Raw genomic sequence first — 19770 nt, forward strand, 5'->3', positions numbered from 1 at the left:
ATTTTTTACCATAAATTGTTTTCAAGAATGGTATTTATTACCTGTTTTATAACTTAACTTTAATTGTGAAAACTTCTAAGTCCATGAAAAGTCTCAAATCTTCTATATTAATCTTATTTTTTTTAATAGGTATAACCTTATATTCTCAGGAAAATTCGGATTTTCATTTCAGAAAAATTCAGGTGAATGACGGTTTATCCGAGAATGCCGTTTATTGTATTTTACAGGATTCGAAAGGTTTCATGTGGTTTGGAACTAAAGATGGGCTAAACCGTTATGACGGAAACAATTTTCGTATATTCAGAAAAAATGCGAAAAATACACAATCGATAGGAAACAATTTCATTCGTTGCATTATCGAGGGACAAGATTCTCAATTGTATATCGGGACAGATGCCGGGTTATACATTATGGATACTGTAGAGGAAACTTTCACCAAAATGAATTACAAAACAGTCGATAACGGAGAAGTTACTACGGCCGTAAATTCTATCTATTCCGATCAGAAAGGAAATATCTGGATAGGAACCATGTTTCAGGGAATATTCATACTCGATGTCGCAAATCAAAAACTAAAAAAAGTCGAAGTAAACGGGTTCGACCTTGGAGCGAATGCAACATGGTCTATATACGGTGATGCTTCGGGTAATATATGGATTGGAACACGAGTGGGATTGCTGAGATATAATTCCGATACCGAAAAACTTGATCCGGTAAAAGGGCTATGTACTTTCTCGGAGAGTTCAGAACATGAAGTCTTATATATATTCGAAGATAAAAGCGGTGATTTGTGGTTGGGTACATGGTCGGGAGGACTCCGTCTCTATAATAAGCAATCTAATAGCTATACTTCTTATCTTGATTCTCAGAACAGTGATCAATATGTAACACATATTCGGTCTGTATTTCAGTACGATAACACTAATTTACTGATAGGATCCGATGATGGACTATACCTTTTCAATACGGAACACAAGACTACTAAAAGAATAGATATCCCACATATACAGTACAGCCTCAGCGATCAGAATGTGTACTCTATAGCAAAAGACAAGGAAGGAGGAATATGGATAGGAACTTATTTTGGTGGAGTAAATTATCTCAATCCGTCTATGCTGAGTATCGAGACTTATTATCCGAACATTCCGGAGGGAACATTATCGGGAAAAGCAGTCAGTCAGTTTTGCGAAGATCAATACTCGAATCTCTGGATTGCAACGGAAGACGGAGGTATAAACTATTTCAATACAAAAACGAAAAAAATCACCCAACCTATACATACATCTTATCACAATACTCACGCTTTGTTATTAGACGGCGATAATCTCTGGATCGGAACTTTCTCCCGAGGTATAGACGTTTATAATACGAAGACAAAGCATCTTTCCAATTTTCGATACAGTAGGGAAGACCGTCAGACGATAGATGATGATTGCATTTTTTCACTTTACAAAACACGAAAAGGAGATATCTATGCCGGAACTCCTGTTGGGTTAAATAAGTATGACCGCATCAGCAAAAAATTTATACGTATCGAAGAAGTTTCGGGGTTTATCTATGATATCGAAGAAGATGATCATGGCAATCTATGGCTCGCAACTTATGGCTCAGGAGCAATGAAACTCGATGCCACTGTAAACAAATGGGTGCATTACGACACTATTCAGAACGTAAATAACCCTATTGTAGGAAGTAAACTTACTGACATATACATCGACAGTCAGAAAAAGATGCTTTTTTCGAGCGAAGGACGCGGTATTTTTATTTACGATTATAAAACTGATAACTTTAAAAACATTTCCGAAACAGATGGACTACCCAACAACGTGACCTACGGAATACTTGACGATGCAAACGGCAACTGGTGGATCAGTTCCAATAAGGGACTAATCTGCTTCAATATAACAGAACCTGAAAAATTCAGACTATACAATAAAGAAGACGGGCTGCAAAGTAATCAGTTTAATTACAAATCAAGTTATAAAGCTAAAAACGGAAAATTCTATTTTGGTGGGATTAACGGTTTCAGTTCATTTTATCCTCAAAACCTGAGTCAGATCAGAAATACCATTTCACCTCCGGTAGAGATTACCCATATAAATATTTTGGGGAATCAGGATTTCGAACTCAATCATCAAGTACAAACCAAACTCAACAAAAAAGAAACAATAGAATTACCTTATAACAGATCTTCGTTCACTATAAATTATGTCAGTTTAAGCTACATCACACAGGCAAAAAACCTGTATGCTTATAGACTAGAAGGTGTGGACAGCGATTGGAATTATGTAGGTAATAATAAAAGCGTTACATATGTTAACCTCTCTCCCGGAAAATACCTATTCAAGGTAAAAGCTTCAAATAATGACGGGCTTTGGAACGAAACAGGTACGGAAATAGAAATAGAAATACTTCCTCCATTCTGGCTTTCATTGCCTGCAAAAATTATTTACTTGGCTCTCTTACTCGCCTTCGCCTATGCTTTAATTTCATATTATTGGAAGAAGAATGTAAAAAGGCAGCAACAGCAACTTGAAGCTTTCAAGACTGAGCAGGAAACTCTGGCTTTCAAGTCCAAAATAGATTTCTTTACAACTATTGCTCATGAAGTCCGTACCCCTCTGAGCCTTATAACCGCCCCATTGGAAGAAGTTATTAACACCCATGAAGGAAGTAACGACACAAAGCAAAATCTTTCTATTATAGAGAAAAACTGTGACCGCCTGACTGTACTTATCAATCAATTACTCGATTTCCGCAAAATGGATTCTACAAAATATGTTCTCAATCCGGAAAAGATTAATCTATATGAGCATATCAGCGAACTATATGACCGCTTTAAAAAAACAGCACAACGGAAAGAAATAGATTTCAGTTTAAATTTACCACAGGATAAGGATATTTATATTTATTCCGATGCCGATGCACTCACTAAGATTGTGGGTAATCTATTAACAAACGCCCTTAAATACACTAAGAATAAAATAGAACTGTCGCTTTTCAAGAACTATGACAATTCATATACGATTATGGTAGAAGACAATGGCCGGGGAATATCCGATGCACATAAAAAATTAATCTTCGATCCTTTCTATCAGGTGCAGGCCGATGACGGAAAAGTGGGTACAGGGTTAGGGCTGGCCCTAGTCAAAAACCTCACGGAAGTTATGGGAGGACAAATCGATGTAGTTGATGGAAAAAATACAGGCACAATATTTATTTTTACTTTTTCGGATATTGAGCAGAAGCCTTTGAGTGAGAATTATGAAGAACAAACTCTTCCGATGTTCACGCCTTCAAGAATTTCGGATACTCAGAATGACCGCAAGTACAATATCCTCATAGTAGAGGATAATCCCGAGATGTCGGACTTCATTAAAAACTCGTTGAAGAACGAATATACAATAGATACTGCTTTAAATGCGGTGGACGCCTTGCTGCTATTGGAAGAAAACAGTTATGATATTATTATTTCTGACATCATGATGCCCGGAATAGATGGTATATCCTTCACTAAGAAGCTGAAATCAGAACTTAGTTACAGTCATATTCCTATTATTCTACTATCAGCCAAAACAGAAAATGCCGTAAAAGTGGATGGTCTGTTATCGGGAGCCGATGTGTTTATCGAAAAACCTTTCTCAATATCGTATTTAAGAGCGCAAATATTGAGTCTGCTCGAAAACAGAAAAGCCATACTTGATGCTTTCAACCGCTCACCGCTAGCTTCTTACTCCAATCTTGTAAGCAATAAACATGACGAGCTTTTCTTGAATCGTCTAAATGAAGAAATAGAGAAACATATTTCAGAAGAAAACTTCTCGGTAGAATCTCTGACGGATATATTTAATATCAGTCGTTCCAATCTTCAACGAAAATTGAAGACAATCAGTGGTGTTACACCGGGAGATTATCTCAGAAATTACAGGTTAAGAAAAGCATGCAAGCTTTTATTGGAAACAGACATGAGGATTAATGAAGTTGCTTTCCATGTTGGATTCAATTCGGCGTCCTATTTCACTAAAGTATTCCAGAAGACCTATAATATGCTGCCGAAAGAATTTATAAGTAAATATACAAACAATGATTCCGGAGAAGAATGGTAAGGTTTTCCATCTCTCCAAAATAACTCAAAGTATGTGCCTAAAACTATACTAATGATCATCCGGCTGCCCACCTAGGGAATATACAGACTGGAGCCCATTATGCAAAATAGCAAGATGTTTTTTATATACCACTATGACATTGATTCGATTGTATCTCTCTGGAATTTAACGAATTCAGAACTTTGTTTATGATTACATCTGGTTATATAGGTCGAATATTTTTTTAGGGAATCAAACCACTTGCGGTATATTCTTGTTGTATTCCCATCATTGTTAACTGTTAAGTTATTGAATCCATATGTCCAGCAATATGATAGCGTATTATTATCGAATTGATAATATGCATAATTGGCTTCAACCCCCAGAGATGATACAAACAGGTCTACTTTTGTATTATAGTCATTATATCCTTTTCGGGCAACCTGTTCTACAAGATCTAATACAAGGAAGAGCTCTTCCTTCAACAAAGCCCTGTCTTCTGCGGAAAGTAGATTCCTTTCATAAAAATAATTTATCTCGTTTATTACGTTCTGAAAGCAATTCTTATCTATCAAAATAGTAAGATTTTTTATCCGGTTATAATGATAGATAAATTGCTGGCGTAGAGAAGCGGTCTCTTCAATTACTTCAAAGTCTGAAAAGTAGAAGTCAAAGGGAACATCCTTCAACTGATGTGTCATCTTATACAAATAAAATGTAGTAATCCGGTTAAAAGACATGGTGAAAAAAACAGGGATACGGGTCGATACAATAAAAGAATTCGATTTTTGAGCTTTCTGAAGGTTCTTATATAGCTCTATATTTCCGCTGAATAACTGGCAGTTTGTAATATCAGAATCCTGCCACTCAGATTGGTTATCTTTCTCGAAGCCTTTTTCGAGATTACAATATTTCTGATTAATAATTTCTTCAACCGAAAATCCGAAATGTCTGGAAATCTCAATAATTTCTATAAATGTAAAGGGTATCTGACCTCTCAATCTCCGGTAAACAGATTCCTTACTCAGATTTAATAATTCGGTTAATATATGCACTGGACTAACATTTTCCGGAATATGACTGTGTATTGTCGAGACAATAATATCATTTAAAGTTTTCTCCATAGTATTATGATTAAAATCCTCCGAAACGAAGCAGGGAGGATTAGTTTGGTTAATATCGTCCGAAACAAAATTAAATATAAATGTTTCAATTTGAGACAAGAATACCATATAAAGTTAGAAACCTAAACATCTTCCTTTTCTGAATAAAAAGTAATGTAAATTAAATGAAATTGGATAAAAATACAATACTTACCAATGAGTAAAATTGTCAATTTGAGTTAGGTTTAGTTCGCTAGTGACTTTTTATGACACAAGGATATGCTGTAAATCCTTGTAGGCAGATTAAGCCGATTGTGTCATATCAGATCATTTCTACTGTTAAGGTAAACTGATATGACATCTTTTTAAGTTAATGAAACAATCATATAGAGTCAGGATTCCACAAAGTGAAACATTCTTCTTTCCTCTTATGAGCTACATTTGTGATGTTCTTTCCGAACAAGATTAATGTAACTTATCACATCAATATATAGCAATGAAGTTACTAAAGTTAAATAAGAAATATTGTTTTATTATATTTCTATTAGTATCCATTAATAGTGTGAAATCGCAGGTTACTATTGGTTCTCATGACGCTCCCGATAAAAGTGCAGTTCTTGAACTTAAGTCCGAAAATAATAACCTGGGATTTAAAGGACCGGATGTGGAACTGGAAGATATATATGATACTTCGGTTGTAAAAAAGCCGGCCGCAGGTCTTCTAGTTTTTAATACTACCGATTCGCCCGAAGAGATTGTCTTATCCGAGCGGGTGAGTAGCAACAAATATTATTACTGGTCGGGTACACAATGGTCTGAAGTATTAGACTGGTTCAATATCGAAGAAAATATCGAAGAAGTCTTTTCTGGTATGGGAGTTCCCCGTCCGGCTATATTCTCTCTTGACGGCACGGAAAAAATTTATACAGATGTATTTTTTAATATGAGAGGGATTAATAACCCTTTTGCAACCAATCCGATGGCTCTACCCCTGAAAGAACAAGTCAACCAAACAGATGGTATGGTTACGATGCGAAGATCGGGAAATTCATCTATAATAAGCTTTGAACCGGGAATATATGATATAAGCTTCTCGTATGAACTGATACCGATAAATGATAAGCCTCGTACTTGCACCTCTCTATTCTATTATATGGAATTCCCTTCTCATATAATGCTATCCAATGGAAATATACAGAACAATACTGCCAGAATAGATTCGGGAGCCGCAATCAATGGTACCAAAAATTATGTCGATCACGGAAATACGATAAACTATGTGACCGTGATTTATGAAAAAACCGAATGGGAGGTAAAATTCGCAGCCAATGGTACAGGTGCATGTGCCAGGAGAGACAATTACTCGATTCCTAACCGTAGCACATATCTATATATATCGAGAATAGGGGATTTTGATCCGGATAATCATCAGTAATAAAAAATGCCATTATGAAAAAATATTCTGAAACAACAATATTATCATTGCTATGCCTGTTATTGGTACATCCGTTCTTTAGCTTGGCACAGGTAACAATAGGGGAAGGGGTTCCTCCGGATCCCAGTGCCTTACTGGAATTGAGGGGAAATAATTGGGGATTCTTAGGACCCAGAGTCGAACTCAAATCAAGAATAGATCCGGCTCCAGTAACAGACCCAATAACAGGCTTACTTGTATACAATCTTAAAAATACAGACCTGCCGGATAAAAAGAACAATGTATATGCTAATAAATATTATTACTGGGCAGAAAACCAGTGGATGGAATTTGTAAATACCGTGGAGTTGAATGATACTATCCGTAAAATTATCACAAAAATGGAGATTCCCGGAGTTGCTTTGTTCAAACTGAATGGAAAAGATAATCTCCATATAGATCATCCCCAGATAACGGGGTGTAAGAACTTTCTTGCCGGTAAGGCAATAGGCTCAAAACAGAATGTACCACTATCGCAGGTAGTCAATTTTTCACAAGGAGCTGTGACTCTGAACCAAACCACTTCCGAAATATCATTTAAGCCCGGAGTATATACGATATTATTCGTATACGAATTTTTCCCGTTAACAGTATCACCGCCGTCCGTTCCACCTGCAAATTGTACTATCTCGTCCTATTTTATGGATTTTCCCATACCCGAAAGAATTGTCATAGGTGAAGACAGGGCAAGGATACACTCTACCTGTTATCACAGGGATAAGATTTACTCTAATCATGGAGGATATATAAGTTATGCAACTGCTTTGATCGATGAAACTGGTGACGGAATTATAAAGTGGACTGTAAGCTTGGGAGTGGGGCAGTCGGGTAATTGTACAGCCATAAATAATGGGGTTGTACCAACGGGATTCGGACTTGCCAACGATGGTACCTTCCTTTATATATGCAAACAAGGAGAAATAAAATAAGATAAAACGATGATGAATAAATACCTTTCAATATTTATACTTTATATCGGAATTCAGGGCTTTTTGCCCTCAGTATTATCGGCTCAGGTGCTTATCGGAATAGGGGAGCCTGAGCCTCCCCATCCCAGTGCAATATTGGAATTGAAGAGCTTGGATAAAGACAAAGGATTTCTGGGACCCAGAGTTAAACTCAAAGGGACAAAAGATATAACCACTATTGCCGATCCGGCTAACGGACTTTTAGTTTACAATGTAGAAGATGCGAATACATCAAAAACAGATTCGGTAAAAGCCAACAGGTATTATTATTGGGCAGAACAAACCGGAGAATGGCTTGATTTTCTGGGGCAGGAGGAACTCCGGAAAACAATCAATGAGGTATTGACCAAGATAGGAGTTCCACAATCTGTTATCTATCCATTGAGAGCCCGGGATAAAATAACAGTCGGCTCAAAAGAATATACCGGGATGAAAGACTTATTGGCTGGAATAGAGATGGGATCGGCAAAAAACGTATTACTCGACGAAGGTTTGAACTATACCAATGGAAAGGTAAAACTGGACTATGATTCAACAAAAATACCTGCGGTTTGCCGTGTTGTATTCGAACCGGGAGTATATTATATTGCATTCTCATATGAAGTAATACCGTATAAATCTATTTCTTCGACATGTACCAATTCTTCTTACTATATGGATTTTCCTACTTCCAATCCTCCTGGTAGCAGATCACATTCGAATGCTTATCATGGTACAGGGCTGAACTCTATGCACGGTAAATCATTCATTCATGTATCTGTACTGGATAAAAAAGTAGTGTGGAAGGTCGACTTGGGTGTAGGGGTTGCAGGTGATTACCTGACGACTTCTGGAGGCAAAGAAACGGACGGGTTCTTTTTTTCCGATAAAGGTACTTACTTATATATACTCAGGTTGGGCGATGTTGTTACGGCTCCATAAGATACAAGACTTTGTATATCTATGGAATATTTGGTAAATCAACGGATAAGGATACCTGAAACTACTTGTATAAGACTAAGCTAAAAGACTTAGATATAAGAAGGATATAACTAAATAATGAATCGATAAAAAAAAGAGACTGTCGGAAACATAGAGGTGCATGTGGGATAAATACCTATCTTTGGTTGAGATATTACTAACTCTTAATTATAGTAGTGAATATGAGTCCAACTAAAGATATAGAGGATATAAACGATATAAAGAAGATGGTTAATCTATTTTATGGCAAGGTTAGGAAAGACAATTTCATCGGGCCTATATTCCATGAAAAAATACAAAATCATTGGCCGGAACATTTGACTAAATTATATTCTTTCTGGCAAGGACTATTATTAGGAGAGCGGACTTATACGGGATTCCCTTTTCCACCACACGCGCAATTACCAATAAATAAAGAACACTTTGATCGTTGGCTCAGTCTTTTTACTGAAACAGTAGACCATCTTTTCGTAGGCCCTGTCGCAGATGAGGCTAAAGATCGCGCCTATAAGATTTCGGATGTATTTCAGAAGAAGCTAAAATATATTCGAGAAAATCCAAAGAAGTAGTCCTTCAGTTTTTAGAGAAAACACACCTATTTACTCAAACGTGGATATTCAAAAGATATGCTAACATATCCTCATCATACATAATGAAAGGGAAGGTCTAATCTGCTCATTATCCGACTCCTCCCCGTAAGCCATCCCGAACGGATAAAAGCTGTTCCTCTGAACAACCGTTCCTGACACATTAGCCACAATACGGTTATTCCCCAAGTGGTCTTTGATGTAAAAGGTAACATCCGTTACAAAAAGGTATACATGTCACCTCCGTGAGTGTCACTGTTGTCACCTTTTTATTCTGCTTTACTTCAGTGGTTTACTCTCTGGAAAGTTACAAAGGTGACAAAAGTAACACTTATTTTATATTTTTATTTTTCTATTCTTTTTGTGTTTTGGTATAGATAAAATATAGATCAGTTTATTATTTCTCCTAAGATATAATAATATAATCCTTTTATTTACATTGGTTTATTAAATTATCCAACTCATAGATTATACTTTCTCCTTTTTGCAAATCGAATTCCCCTAAACTGTTGAGCTTTCTTATATCGTATAAGCAGCTGTTTTTATAATTACCGGTGCTATCATTTTCATAGATAAAAAGAGTGTCTTGCCGTATTTCTTTATGATAAGACTTGTGATATTTAGGTTGATATTCTTTTGCCGGATAAGGAAAATTTGATTTATAATTGTCGGCAATTGATTTTATAGACTGGAACTTATTCTCGGAATCAATATATACACTATTATCAAACAATAGCCAGATTTTGACCTTTTGGGTTTCAATTGTAATATCTCGCCCTAATGTTAGTTCTGTATTCGTAATGAAGTCTTTGTAATATCCATAAGATAAGATAGTATCATTATAGATATATTTCTCCAGGCATCTGTTAAAAGGTATTTCACATTTAAATCCGGGTTCGCAATAGTTATCCTCTATTCTAATATTATACCAATAGTTACCTCTATTTATATATTTTATTGGAACTGAATGTCTTTGATAAGAGAACATGATAAAAATGGAATCTTTCTCTTTTTTTACAAGAACATAGGGGACTTTCTGCCCTTCTGAGGAAAAAGTAACTCCATTCAAAGTGTATTCATCAAATGTTTGATAACTAATGTATCCCTTCGGAAATTGAGCCGAGCAGAGAAACACAATAGCAAAACATAGAAATACATATTTCATAACGTTTTTATTTAGGTTCAACTTCGTCATCAAAAGTTGCTTTCCATGAAAATTTGCCATCTTTCGTTATTGTAAAATCATATATAGGCTTTGCCTTTTCTGTTGGTGTAGCTATGTGATATTTACTCAGAAGATTTTTTATAAATTTCGCCTTTCCAAATAATGCTATCATTAACTATTCGGGCATAATCTCCTTTAATATAGTATTTTTCAAAAAAAGAGTTATCTATAGTTGGTATGTTTATGTCGATACAATTAATATTCTTTTCTATACTATACTCTATAGATGAATAAAACAATGCACCGTAAAATAAGCCATCAGGAGTATGTGAAAGTACACTTTTCTCAGGAGCTATCGTAAACATTATTGTTCTTGTAGTATTTGGTAACATTAAGTCAGAATGACTATTCGCTTTGTAATTTAAATTGAATATTTTATTTTCATTAGTATATATCTCAATGATTAGATTACCATTGTTATATGGTATAGAAAAAGATATTCTGATACTATCTTCAATCTGAGGATCTATAGATTGAATAATTTTAGTCTTTTGTAGAGCAATAATATTTAGAGGGATTGAGTTCAACTCGATGAAGTTAGTAGCAACTTTATTATAGGTGCACTCTGCCAATGTATCATTATACCATACGGGATTGTGGTTGGATGGTATGATCAGGTAGAATTTATCTTTTGTTATTAAAACATCTGCTCCTGATTCATTAGAATAAATCCCATATATATTTTTTTGCCCAAAAGACAATAAACAAATCTGGCAAAACATTATTAGTAATATAGTGATCTTTTTCATTTTTTATTTATCTAATAAGTATTTCCTGCTTTGGGTCTTATTATTATATACTCATTACTATCCTCCAATAGTTTACTAATTGAAGGATCTTCAGTAGCATAAATAATTTCGCAGGTATCCCCGATACTTACTCCACCAGGATACTTATATCTGGTATTTCGTTTATATACATTACCATTTACAGTATATGTATAGCCTATAACAGGCTTACCCCTTGAACTAAAAATATTGATTATAATAGCATCTGCATGAATAGAACCCGCTTCCAACATCTTATCTTCGTGCCATTTTGATCGGAATGCTATAGTCAGTATTGTAACGATAAAAATAAACCCTATGATTGATAGAACTAATTGTATTTTGTCGTTTTTACTCATTCTTTTAAAATCTGATTGTTAGTAACCTTCATCTTCGTGCTTCTTTATGGGATTCAGGGTATTTTTATAACTAAATAATCAAATCTGATATGTTGCTATGGTCATATTTTACTTGTCTGATTTCCGATAAATTTCACCTTTCCAAATGATGCTATCATTCACTATTCGGGCATAATCTCCTTTAATATAGTATTTTTCAAAAAAAGAATCATCTATGGTTGGTATATTGACTTCAATATTATTAATATCTTTTTCTAAAAAAAAGTCTAAAGTATTATATTCTAATATACCATAAAATAAACCTTCTGCTGTATGAGGAAGAATATAATCAGGACGGATTAAAAATGATATATTTCCTCCAATAAATGGGATTGTACATTCTTTATTATCCTTAGAATAGTTGAAACTAAATGTTTTAGATATTTCTGTGTAAATTGTTATTCTTAGTATACCATTTGTATATGGTAGAAAGAATTTTATTTTCAAACTATCATTTGAGAGCTCTCTATCTGGTTTTCTTATAATTTCAAGGTTCCTTGTAGCTTCTATAAATGGATCTTTTAATGAATTTAGTTCAAGAAAATTATTATCTATTTGTTGTATTCTCCCTTCTGTTCTTATTTCGGAATATATACCATTTGATGCACTATTCGGAAGTATAATCTTGAAATAATCATTATTGATTTCTATATAACTTCCAGATTCTTTATAGTATTTCCCTTCTATCTTTTTTTGAGAGTAGGTTTTACTAAAAAACATTATAACAAGTATTATAAAAATATTTTTTCGCATCATATCATTTCTTCTGATTAACTTTTATCGCTTTTTTAATTGCTTCTGAATATTGATAAATAATTTCATAAACACGTCTCCCTTTATCGTCTGTAATGTTACCGACAGAATGAACATCAATACCCTGTATTGCTCTACCGTTGAGTCTCCCGGGAAAAGATTCGTCTAAAGAGTATTGTTTCTGATAAGCTTCAATCTCCATATTTGAAATTCCTTTTATTCCAATCCCAGAATTTTTCAGTTCTCCATTAGGTGAGAACTTTAACCCTCCTGCATCCAAAGATTGGCGCACATGTGCAATCTCATGTATTGATAAGGCATCAGAAGATGTTTCAATATAAATTTTACCATCACTTCCTTGCCGTACCTTATGCTCTCCTCCAGAAATACTACTTAAAGCATAGATATTATTTTGGTCTGCTCCTAGTTTATCAATATCTCCTTTGCTGACATTTAAGTTACTAATACGGCTTTTAGCATCAGATATTTTATCTTCTAGTTTGGCAATCTTTTTTGCACTATGTCCTCCTTTATTCAAGCTTGCTTGATTGTCTGCGATATCTTTCTTTAAAGATTCGATTTTCTTATCGATTTTATTTTTTAGTTTGTATGCTACATTTGGATCATCCCAAATCATTCCGGTAGGATCAATAAATCTCATTGGATTATTACCTACATATGCATAAGGAGACCAACTATAATACTTCTCCGCCATTGGATCAACACTGGTAAACCTTATTGTAGCCGGATCCATATACCTAGCCTCATAATCATACCAATTCAGCCCATGCATCTTATCCAGCTCCTTACCGTTGTATTTGTAAGGCTGTTTCCCCTGCTCAAGATCCGACTCCTCCCCATAAGTCATCCCGAACGGATAAAAGCTGTTCCTCTGAACAACCGTTCCCGCCGCATTCGCCACAATACGGTTATTCCCCAAGTGGTCTTTAATGTAAAAATAATAATTACTATCCTCAATATAACCATTATCCGTCAGAATTTTACTTAAAGTCTCATTCTCATAGATTTTATTCCCCGCATAATCTGTCGAAGTCTGTACTCTATAACTGGCATCCTCCGCTGTCCCCTTCACCGGCGTAACCATCAAAGTCGGATCCGACAGGTGTTTAACCCTTAACTTTGCTCCCGTCGCCGTATACGTATAATACGTTTTTCCCCTGGCAGAAGTATTGTTTATAAGCATCTCCTGAGGCAGGTTCAGAGAATTATAATTAACCGTTTGCCCCTTGTTTAGGTCTATGTGTATTGCACCGTTTTTATTATAGGTAAATTCGGATGTAGTAACCTCACTAAATTCTTTGAAGTCGGCAATAGTACTTAAGCCCACATTCGGTCCCGCATCAGCTATATATTTCAACTGGTTACCCGTACCATCGTAGTTGAAGGTCAGGTTATCAATAATCTGGTCACTAACCCCCGAAGCAGTAATCCCATATCTGGTAAGCTTAATTACATTCCCATGTGCATCATACGAATAGCCAGTCGAGAAATTCCCGTCCCCCGTATAATTCGCCGCCTTCAGTCGCGAAATATTATCATATGTAAAAGCATACTTGCGCGTTTTACCATTCTGTGTCCATTGCTGAGTACCGATATTTCCGTTCAGGTTGTAGGTCAGTGTCTGCGAGAAATGGGTATTGGTAATGGTATTTGTCCACGAACGTACGTTGTAAGTATATTTAGTAGTCAATGCACTTTGATTATTGGTTACAGTCGACTTTAAGCGTCCCAGATCGTCATACGTATTTTGGGCAAGAGTAACTAAAGGCCCTGCCGTTAAATCCTTTGTTAGTCGGTGAGTAATTGTTAGTAGCCGTCCTGCATGATCATAAGTGTAAGCATAATCTTCCTTTAGAGTCTTTTGATTTGTAGCGGAATGTATATGTTGCTTTTGAGTTGGCTGCCCTGTAAAGTTATAAGCAATTGTGTTTTCAGAATTCTTATTGCTTCTTAAATGTGATTCATACTCATTTAAAAATTAAATATTAATATCGGCAAAACGAATTCGAGTAGGTGTGTGTAACATATATATCGGTAAAGTCCTATAAAAATATAGAATTTATACTTAGATTAATCATGTAAATTTTATAGATTTGTAAAATTAGCTAAGATCAACACAACTTTAGAGCTAAAGACTGCCATGGATGGTATTATTGATATAACAAATGAATCATATGATTTAAGGGAACTTTACGAAAAAGATAAGTTTGATGTTCCATCTTGGAAGCATCAGTATATCTATTCTTATGGAGACCTTGGTGGGGCAACACTAGAACAAAAAAAATTCTATTATGTGTTTAAAGAATCTTTTCTGAAGGGAAAGTACATAGACTTAAAAGGCAATACAAATTACGCTTTTATTCTTCTCTTTAATTTTCTGGAGATATATGACGATGACAAGAATATAGACAGATTACAAATTCAATTTAGTTTGTTAGGAGCTCATTATTCAGAAACAAAACAATATTGCACCTCTTTTCTTCTTAAATTATTAGAAAAAATTGGAGATCAAGATCGGATAAATCAACTCAAACAAGAAGATAAATCTCTCAGTTATAACGATGATTATTGGAAACTAGGCAATCGCTACAGAGAAAAATTATATTTGAATGAAACTGATGTACAACTTTTAAATAAGTTAGAGAATCCAACAAATAATTTCTGTGATATAGAAGCATGCAAAATAGAAATTTTAAGATTATACATAGCTTTATTTAACGAGCTGGAAAAAGTCTGCTTGGATGATAATGTTACTTTACAGCAAGTATTTGATTACATCGCAGGCATCTACGTAAAAAAGCAATATAGCTATCAAAAAGGTAGTGTTAACTATAAGTACAGTATAGAAGAGACGAAAAAATACTTTTATCAGAATATTTTTAAACATGCCGAGAATGCGGTGCGCGAGATTTATGCTCATAAACGGAAACTCAATACTGATTTAGGGTTGCATGTATCCAATGCAAATGATAAATATAATGAGCGTATTACCTCAGTTATAGAAGATTTACTACCTCAATTAGCAAAAAAGCTCGTAAAGAAAGCTCATTCGGATACTGAAAAAGAATTGTACGCACTTAATACATCGCGTTGGAAGATTAAATTCGAAGAACTTACCGATAAATATAAAGGCGATTACAAACAATTTAAGAGTGATATCGTGGCGTTAGGGATTCTGAATGAGAAAAATCCGTCCATAGAACATATCTTTTATGAAGCATCTAAATTCATATCGAAATATCATCGGGAGACAGCTCTTACTCTTTATATATATTATCTCCATTATGATTTGAGATCAGAATCATTCGATAATAAAGAGTTGACAAAAAGTATACAGAAAAATATATTTGAGTCGAATAAACAGTTACACGATTTTCAGTTGGTAGTAAGTCAATATATCAATGACAGGGATTTATTGGGTGCATTGAGATCTATACCTCCAATATTTGAAACGAATCGAAAGAAAATTTCAGTTAATTTAGATACTATTAAGGAAGTTGAGATCAGTCTTTCCGAAACCGTTAATTTACTGAATGAGTATTTGTGTGATGATTTTGAGAATGAAGATATACTGATTCAATCGATACAAATAAATGACAAGGAACTTGAAATAAAAATAACAGACAAAAAAGCAGAAACTAAAGATGAGGTTCAGAATATATATTCGTCCGAGTTATTACTTTCCGAAACTCAGATCTCAGTGTTAAGCTTCTTCACGAAGAACAATCTAAGTATAACCACTGACGATTTTAAAGATTATGCCAAGAATAACGGGTGGTTTGCACGTCCGATTATTGATGGTATTAACGAAACTTGTTATGAGTTTCTGGATGATATTTTAATTGAAGAAGACGATAATTACTACATTATAACAGAAAACTATTACCAAACCATATTAGCACAATGATAAATATAAAACCGAAAGAGGCTTCAGCCATTATTAACTCTCTTATAAGCGGGGTTGTTCCTAAAATGGGAGTACAACATATAACAGTCGGACGATCGGAAGAAATCAATGCCTTTGTATTGTCATTAGAAGATGTTAAAAACGGACAAAGTCTTGTCAAATTCTGGATCGGCGATTTTGGCTCCGGAAAGTCTTTCATGTTGCATCTTTTAAATACGGTGGCTATGAAACAAAAATTTGTAGTAGCGAATGCCGATTTTACGCCTGATAATAGGCTGTATGCCAATGACGGAAAAGGGTTGGCTCTCTATTCTGCTATTATGGACAATGTAGCTATACAAACCAAACCCGAGGGAGGAGCTTTGCCTACATTGATGGAAAAATGGATAGAACAGGTTACTTCAAAAACATCAGAAGAAAATAATATTCCTGTAACAGAAATAAGAAATGATCAGTATCAGAAGCTGATATCAGCCAATATAATGAAGACGATTAACGAAATAACGGAGGTTGGAGGCTTCGATTTCGGTACAGTGGTTATTAAATATTACGAAGGTTATATTAATGGAGATGACCAACAATGTCGTAATGCTCTGAAATGGCTGAAGGGAGAATATAAAACAAAGATTGAAGCTCGTCAGGATTTGGGTGTTAGGGAAATCATAAATGACCAAAACTATTATGATATGCTCAAAAACTTCTGTAAGTTATTCGTAAGTATGGGATATAGTGGTTTTATGATAAATATGGATGAGGCCATTAATCTCTATAAAATAGCTACTTCCACAATGAGGGAGAAAAATTATGAAAAGATATTGACTATATATAATGACTGCTTTCAGGGAAAAGTAAATAATCTCTTTATAAACTTTGCCGGAACAAAAGAATTTCTCGAAAATGAGCGGCGAGGCTTATTCAGTTATCAGGCCTTAAAATCAAGACTCGAAACTAATAAATATGAAACCGCAGAAATTCGGGATCTGGCTCAGCCCGTTATTCGATTAATGCCTTTGGATCATAATGAGATATTTGTTTTGCTGAAAAAATTAAGAGAAATATTTAACTCTAACTATAAGGTCGAAATAGATATATCAGACGAAGATATTATTTCCTTTATGGAGGTTATATTTAATAAACCGGGAGCATCTGAATTTTTAACACCTCGTGAAGTAATTCGAGATTTTCTGAATATAATGAATCTGTTGAGACAAAATCCTCATGTTGATAAATCTTGTTTGTTTGGTGAAATCGAAGTTTCAGATGAGCGGCCCAAAGACGATTTATTAGACAGTATTGAAGAATTATAAATAATTACTTTAGAAATGCCATTCGATTTATTATCTGAACCAATACGTAAATATGTGAGAGATAAGAGATGGGACCAATTTCGTCCTATTCAGGTTGCCGCAATTAAGCGTATAATGACTACCGATTGTAATTATATTTTGGCATCACGTACAGCTTCAGGTAAAACCGAAGCCGCATTTTTGCCCATCCTGTCAAAAGTCAATTTCAACGAAGAAGGTGTACAGGTATTGTATATATCCCCATTGATTGCTTTAATTAATGATCAGTTTCTTAGAGTCGAAGAGTTGTGCCGTTATCTCGAAATATCAGTAACCAAGTGGCATAGCGAAGCAAATAAATCGGCGAAAAACAAATTATTGAAAGCTCCGAATGGTATCGTACTCATTACCCCGGAGTCGATAGAAGCGATGCTGGTAAACCGAGCTCATGAAGCAAAGCATTTATTTTCGAACCTGAAATATGTGGTAATAGACGAAATCCATTCTTTTATAGGAACAGATAGGGGGATACACCTCAAATCGCTCTTATTCAGACTGCAATCTATTAATAGATCAAAATTCTGTATTGTAGGACTGTCGGCCACTATCGGCGATTTTAATGAAGCTAAAGTATTTACAGGTGAAGCCGAGAATACAACTGTATTAATTGACAAAACAGCTAAAGAGATAAACGTTGTATTTAAGTATTTCAAAGAATCAGGTGCCGAATTGTCCCTTGAACTTATGAAAGATCTGTATCGGGAGACATTTGATAACAAAACACTTATATTTCCGAATAGTAGAGGACGTGCTGAGGAGGTTGCTGTTAAACTCAAAAAAATATCAGAACGTATCGGAGGTCATCCATATTATTTCTCACATCATTCGTCAGTCGACAAAGAAGTAAGAGAGTATGTTGAAGATTTTGCGAAGAATAACAGACGAAATAATTTCACAATAGCATGCACCTCTACTCTCGAACTAGGAATAGACATCGGATCAGTAGATAAGGTTGTACAGATAGATGCCGCACATAGTATAGCTTCGCTTATTCAACGAGTCGGGCGGAGTGGTAGACAGGGAAATAAACAGAGTAACCTATATTTGTATGCTACCAACAATTGGAGTTTGTTACAATCGTTAGCAGCATGGCTCTTGTATACCGAAGGTTTTATTGAACCTCCGGCTGTAATGGATAAGCCGTACGATATTCTGGCACATCAGATATTATCGGTTGTTAGAGAACGGAGCGAAATTCGATTGTCTGATTTAGTGTATGTCGTGAAATCGGATTTTGCTTTTCAAGCGATCTCGGAAACCGAGATTACCGAGATTATAAACTATCTGTTCGAAACCGGGATGTTGGAGAAACTAGGCCGGGAAATTATTATCGGTATCGAAGGTGAAAAGATTGTGAATAACCGTGACTTTTATAGTGTTTTTACCGCCGAACAGAATTTTAAGGTTATAAATGAGGGGAGTACAATCGGAGAACTGCCTTTTTCGCCATTAATCAGAGAAGACGAAAACATCTTCTTAGCTGCTCGTATATGGAAGATTAAACTTGTGGATGAGAAAGCCCGAAAGATATTTGTTGTTAAAGCATTGGATGGGAAAAGGCCTATGTTTTATGGTGGTGCAGGTGACGTGCATCCGAGAATCAGAACAAAGATGCTCGAAATATTAAAGGTAGATACTCAATATGATTTTCTTGATGCTAAAGGTCTGGATGAAATTAATGAGCTACGAAAAGATTTTTCTACATTTACAATAGGAGATATATTGTATGACAGACCCATTGTCGAAAAGATTGTCCGTTCGAAAAAAGAGGATGAAGATCTGTTTGTATCAGAGTTTTGCTCTTTTACAGGAACAAAGATCAATCGCACTATTGGTTTGTTTCTTTATATTGCAGATGTAGAGTATGAAGTAGCTGATTACAATAGTATGTTTACTATTTCTGCATCAATAGAAAATCTAAGGGATATATTTGAGAGTATAACCTCAGATGTTGATAATACAATTAGTCGATTATTAGAGGATAAGCCGGCTATTCTAGATTTTTCTAAGTGGGGAAAACTACTACCTCCGAAATATCAGACTATACTTGTCAGGGATAAATATTACGATATAGAAAATACTGTGGAATTTTTGAGGAATATACAGTTAGTAGAACCTAGTACTCTCGACTAGCTAAGTGCAAAACTGCAGACTGTTTCTTTATAGAGATCCATCG

General features: G+C 35.1%; 14 protein-coding genes. 8 read left to right on the forward strand and 6 right to left on the reverse strand.

The window, feature by feature from the left end:
• Positions 1–83 precede the first annotated feature (83 nt).
• On the forward strand, positions 84–4106 hold the full coding sequence (locus BUC12_RS06235) for a hybrid sensor histidine kinase/response regulator transcription factor (protein WP_062177396.1): 4023 nt from the start codon (positions 84–86) through the stop codon (positions 4104–4106).
• A gap of 131 nt (positions 4107–4237) precedes the next feature.
• Here the strand turns inward: BUC12_RS06235 and BUC12_RS06240 are convergent, their stop codons facing one another.
• Complete coding sequence (locus tag BUC12_RS06240) at positions 4238–5209, reverse strand: helix-turn-helix domain-containing protein (protein WP_157257503.1); 972 nt, start codon at positions 5207–5209, stop codon at positions 4238–4240.
• Positions 5210–5684: 475 nt separating this feature from the next.
• On the opposite strand from BUC12_RS06240, the gene BUC12_RS06245 reads away from it, so the two are divergent.
• The 4 genes from BUC12_RS06245 to BUC12_RS06260 all read left to right on the forward strand — a co-directional run bounded on the left by BUC12_RS06245 (position 5685) and on the right by BUC12_RS06260 (position 9159).
• Positions 5685–6623: a hypothetical protein gene (locus BUC12_RS06245; protein WP_062177402.1), complete on the forward strand. Its 939-nt coding sequence runs from the start codon at positions 5685–5687 to the stop codon at positions 6621–6623.
• Positions 6624–6637: 14 nt separating this feature from the next.
• Positions 6638–7591: a hypothetical protein gene (locus BUC12_RS06250; RefSeq protein ID WP_062177405.1), complete on the forward strand. Its 954-nt coding sequence runs from the start codon at positions 6638–6640 to the stop codon at positions 7589–7591.
• A 9-nt stretch (positions 7592–7600) separates the two neighbouring features.
• Positions 7601–8551 (forward strand): hypothetical protein, encoded by a 951-nt coding sequence (locus tag BUC12_RS06255; protein WP_062177407.1) that lies wholly within the window; start codon positions 7601–7603, stop codon positions 8549–8551.
• Between the two features lie 221 nt (positions 8552–8772).
• Positions 8773–9159, forward strand: coding sequence for a group III truncated hemoglobin (locus BUC12_RS06260; RefSeq protein WP_062177412.1), 387 nt, complete (start codon positions 8773–8775; stop codon positions 9157–9159).
• Between the two features lie 448 nt (positions 9160–9607).
• Here BUC12_RS06260 and BUC12_RS06265 read toward each other — a convergent pair whose 3' ends face one another.
• The 5 genes from BUC12_RS06265 to BUC12_RS06285 form a co-directional block, all read right to left on the reverse strand.
• Positions 9608–10342 carry a hypothetical protein gene (locus tag BUC12_RS06265; protein ID WP_062177413.1) on the reverse strand — a complete coding sequence of 245 codons (735 nt, stop codon included), beginning with the start codon at positions 10340–10342 and terminating at the stop codon, positions 9608–9610.
• Between the two features lie 122 nt (positions 10343–10464).
• Positions 10465–11151 (reverse strand): hypothetical protein, encoded by a 687-nt coding sequence (locus tag BUC12_RS06270; RefSeq protein ID WP_062177416.1) that lies wholly within the window; start codon positions 11149–11151, stop codon positions 10465–10467.
• Positions 11152–11162: 11 nt separating this feature from the next.
• On the reverse strand, positions 11163–11528 hold the full coding sequence (locus tag BUC12_RS06275) for a hypothetical protein (protein ID WP_062177417.1): 366 nt from the start codon (positions 11526–11528) through the stop codon (positions 11163–11165).
• A 108-nt stretch (positions 11529–11636) separates the two neighbouring features.
• Positions 11637–12323, reverse strand: coding sequence for a hypothetical protein (locus BUC12_RS06280; RefSeq protein ID WP_062177421.1), 687 nt, complete (start codon positions 12321–12323; stop codon positions 11637–11639).
• Position 12324: 1 nt separating this feature from the next.
• Positions 12325–14031 (reverse strand): RHS repeat domain-containing protein, encoded by a 1707-nt coding sequence (locus BUC12_RS06285; RefSeq protein ID WP_062177425.1) that lies wholly within the window; start codon positions 14029–14031, stop codon positions 12325–12327.
• Between the two features lie 450 nt (positions 14032–14481).
• Between BUC12_RS06285 and BUC12_RS06290 the strand changes: the two genes are divergently transcribed.
• The 3 genes from BUC12_RS06290 to BUC12_RS06300 are packed head-to-tail and all read left to right on the forward strand — an operon-like array spanning position 14482 to position 19727.
• Positions 14482–16248 (forward strand): tellurite resistance TerB C-terminal domain-containing protein, encoded by a 1767-nt coding sequence (locus BUC12_RS06290; protein ID WP_062177428.1) that lies wholly within the window; start codon positions 14482–14484, stop codon positions 16246–16248.
• Entirely contained in the window at positions 16245–17555 is a 1311-nt protein-coding gene (locus tag BUC12_RS06295) for an ATP-binding protein (RefSeq protein ID WP_062177431.1), read from the forward strand. The genes BUC12_RS06290 and BUC12_RS06295 overlap by 4 nt, the downstream gene beginning before the upstream one ends.
• Before the next feature lie 15 nt (positions 17556–17570).
• Complete coding sequence (locus BUC12_RS06300; RefSeq protein ID WP_062177434.1) at positions 17571–19727, forward strand: DEAD/DEAH box helicase; 2157 nt, start codon at positions 17571–17573, stop codon at positions 19725–19727.
• The last annotated feature ends 43 nt before the right edge of the window (positions 19728–19770 follow it).

This window comes from Indolivaga macrotermitis, assembly GCF_900128985.1.
Classification (GTDB): Bacteria; Bacteroidota; Bacteroidia; order Bacteroidales; family Dysgonomonadaceae; genus Dysgonomonas_A; species Dysgonomonas_A macrotermitis.

Excerpts from the sequence above, each read along its gene's own strand:
- BUC12_RS06235 (WP_062177396.1), top strand. The coding sequence starts at position 84 with ATGAAAAGTCTCAAATCTTCTATATTAATCTTATTTTTTTTAATAGGT.
- BUC12_RS06240 (WP_157257503.1), bottom strand. The coding sequence starts at position 5,209 with ATGGAGAAAACTTTAAATGATATTATTGTCTCGACAATACACAGTCAT.
- BUC12_RS06245 (WP_062177402.1), top strand. The coding sequence starts at position 5,685 with ATGAAGTTACTAAAGTTAAATAAGAAATATTGTTTTATTATATTTCTA.
- BUC12_RS06250 (WP_062177405.1), top strand. The coding sequence starts at position 6,638 with ATGAAAAAATATTCTGAAACAACAATATTATCATTGCTATGCCTGTTA.
- BUC12_RS06255 (WP_062177407.1), top strand. The coding sequence starts at position 7,601 with ATGATGAATAAATACCTTTCAATATTTATACTTTATATCGGAATTCAG.
- BUC12_RS06260 (WP_062177412.1), top strand. The coding sequence starts at position 8,773 with ATGAGTCCAACTAAAGATATAGAGGATATAAACGATATAAAGAAGATG.
- BUC12_RS06265 (WP_062177413.1), bottom strand. The coding sequence starts at position 10,342 with ATGAAATATGTATTTCTATGTTTTGCTATTGTGTTTCTCTGCTCGGCT.
- BUC12_RS06270 (WP_062177416.1), bottom strand. The coding sequence starts at position 11,151 with ATGAAAAAGATCACTATATTACTAATAATGTTTTGCCAGATTTGTTTA.
- BUC12_RS06275 (WP_062177417.1), bottom strand. The coding sequence starts at position 11,528 with ATGAGTAAAAACGACAAAATACAATTAGTTCTATCAATCATAGGGTTT.
- BUC12_RS06280 (WP_062177421.1), bottom strand. The coding sequence starts at position 12,323 with ATGATGCGAAAAAATATTTTTATAATACTTGTTATAATGTTTTTTAGT.
- BUC12_RS06290 (WP_062177428.1), top strand. The coding sequence starts at position 14,482 with ATGGATGGTATTATTGATATAACAAATGAATCATATGATTTAAGGGAA.
- BUC12_RS06295 (WP_062177431.1), top strand. The coding sequence starts at position 16,245 with ATGATAAATATAAAACCGAAAGAGGCTTCAGCCATTATTAACTCTCTT.
- BUC12_RS06300 (WP_062177434.1), top strand. The coding sequence starts at position 17,571 with ATGCCATTCGATTTATTATCTGAACCAATACGTAAATATGTGAGAGAT.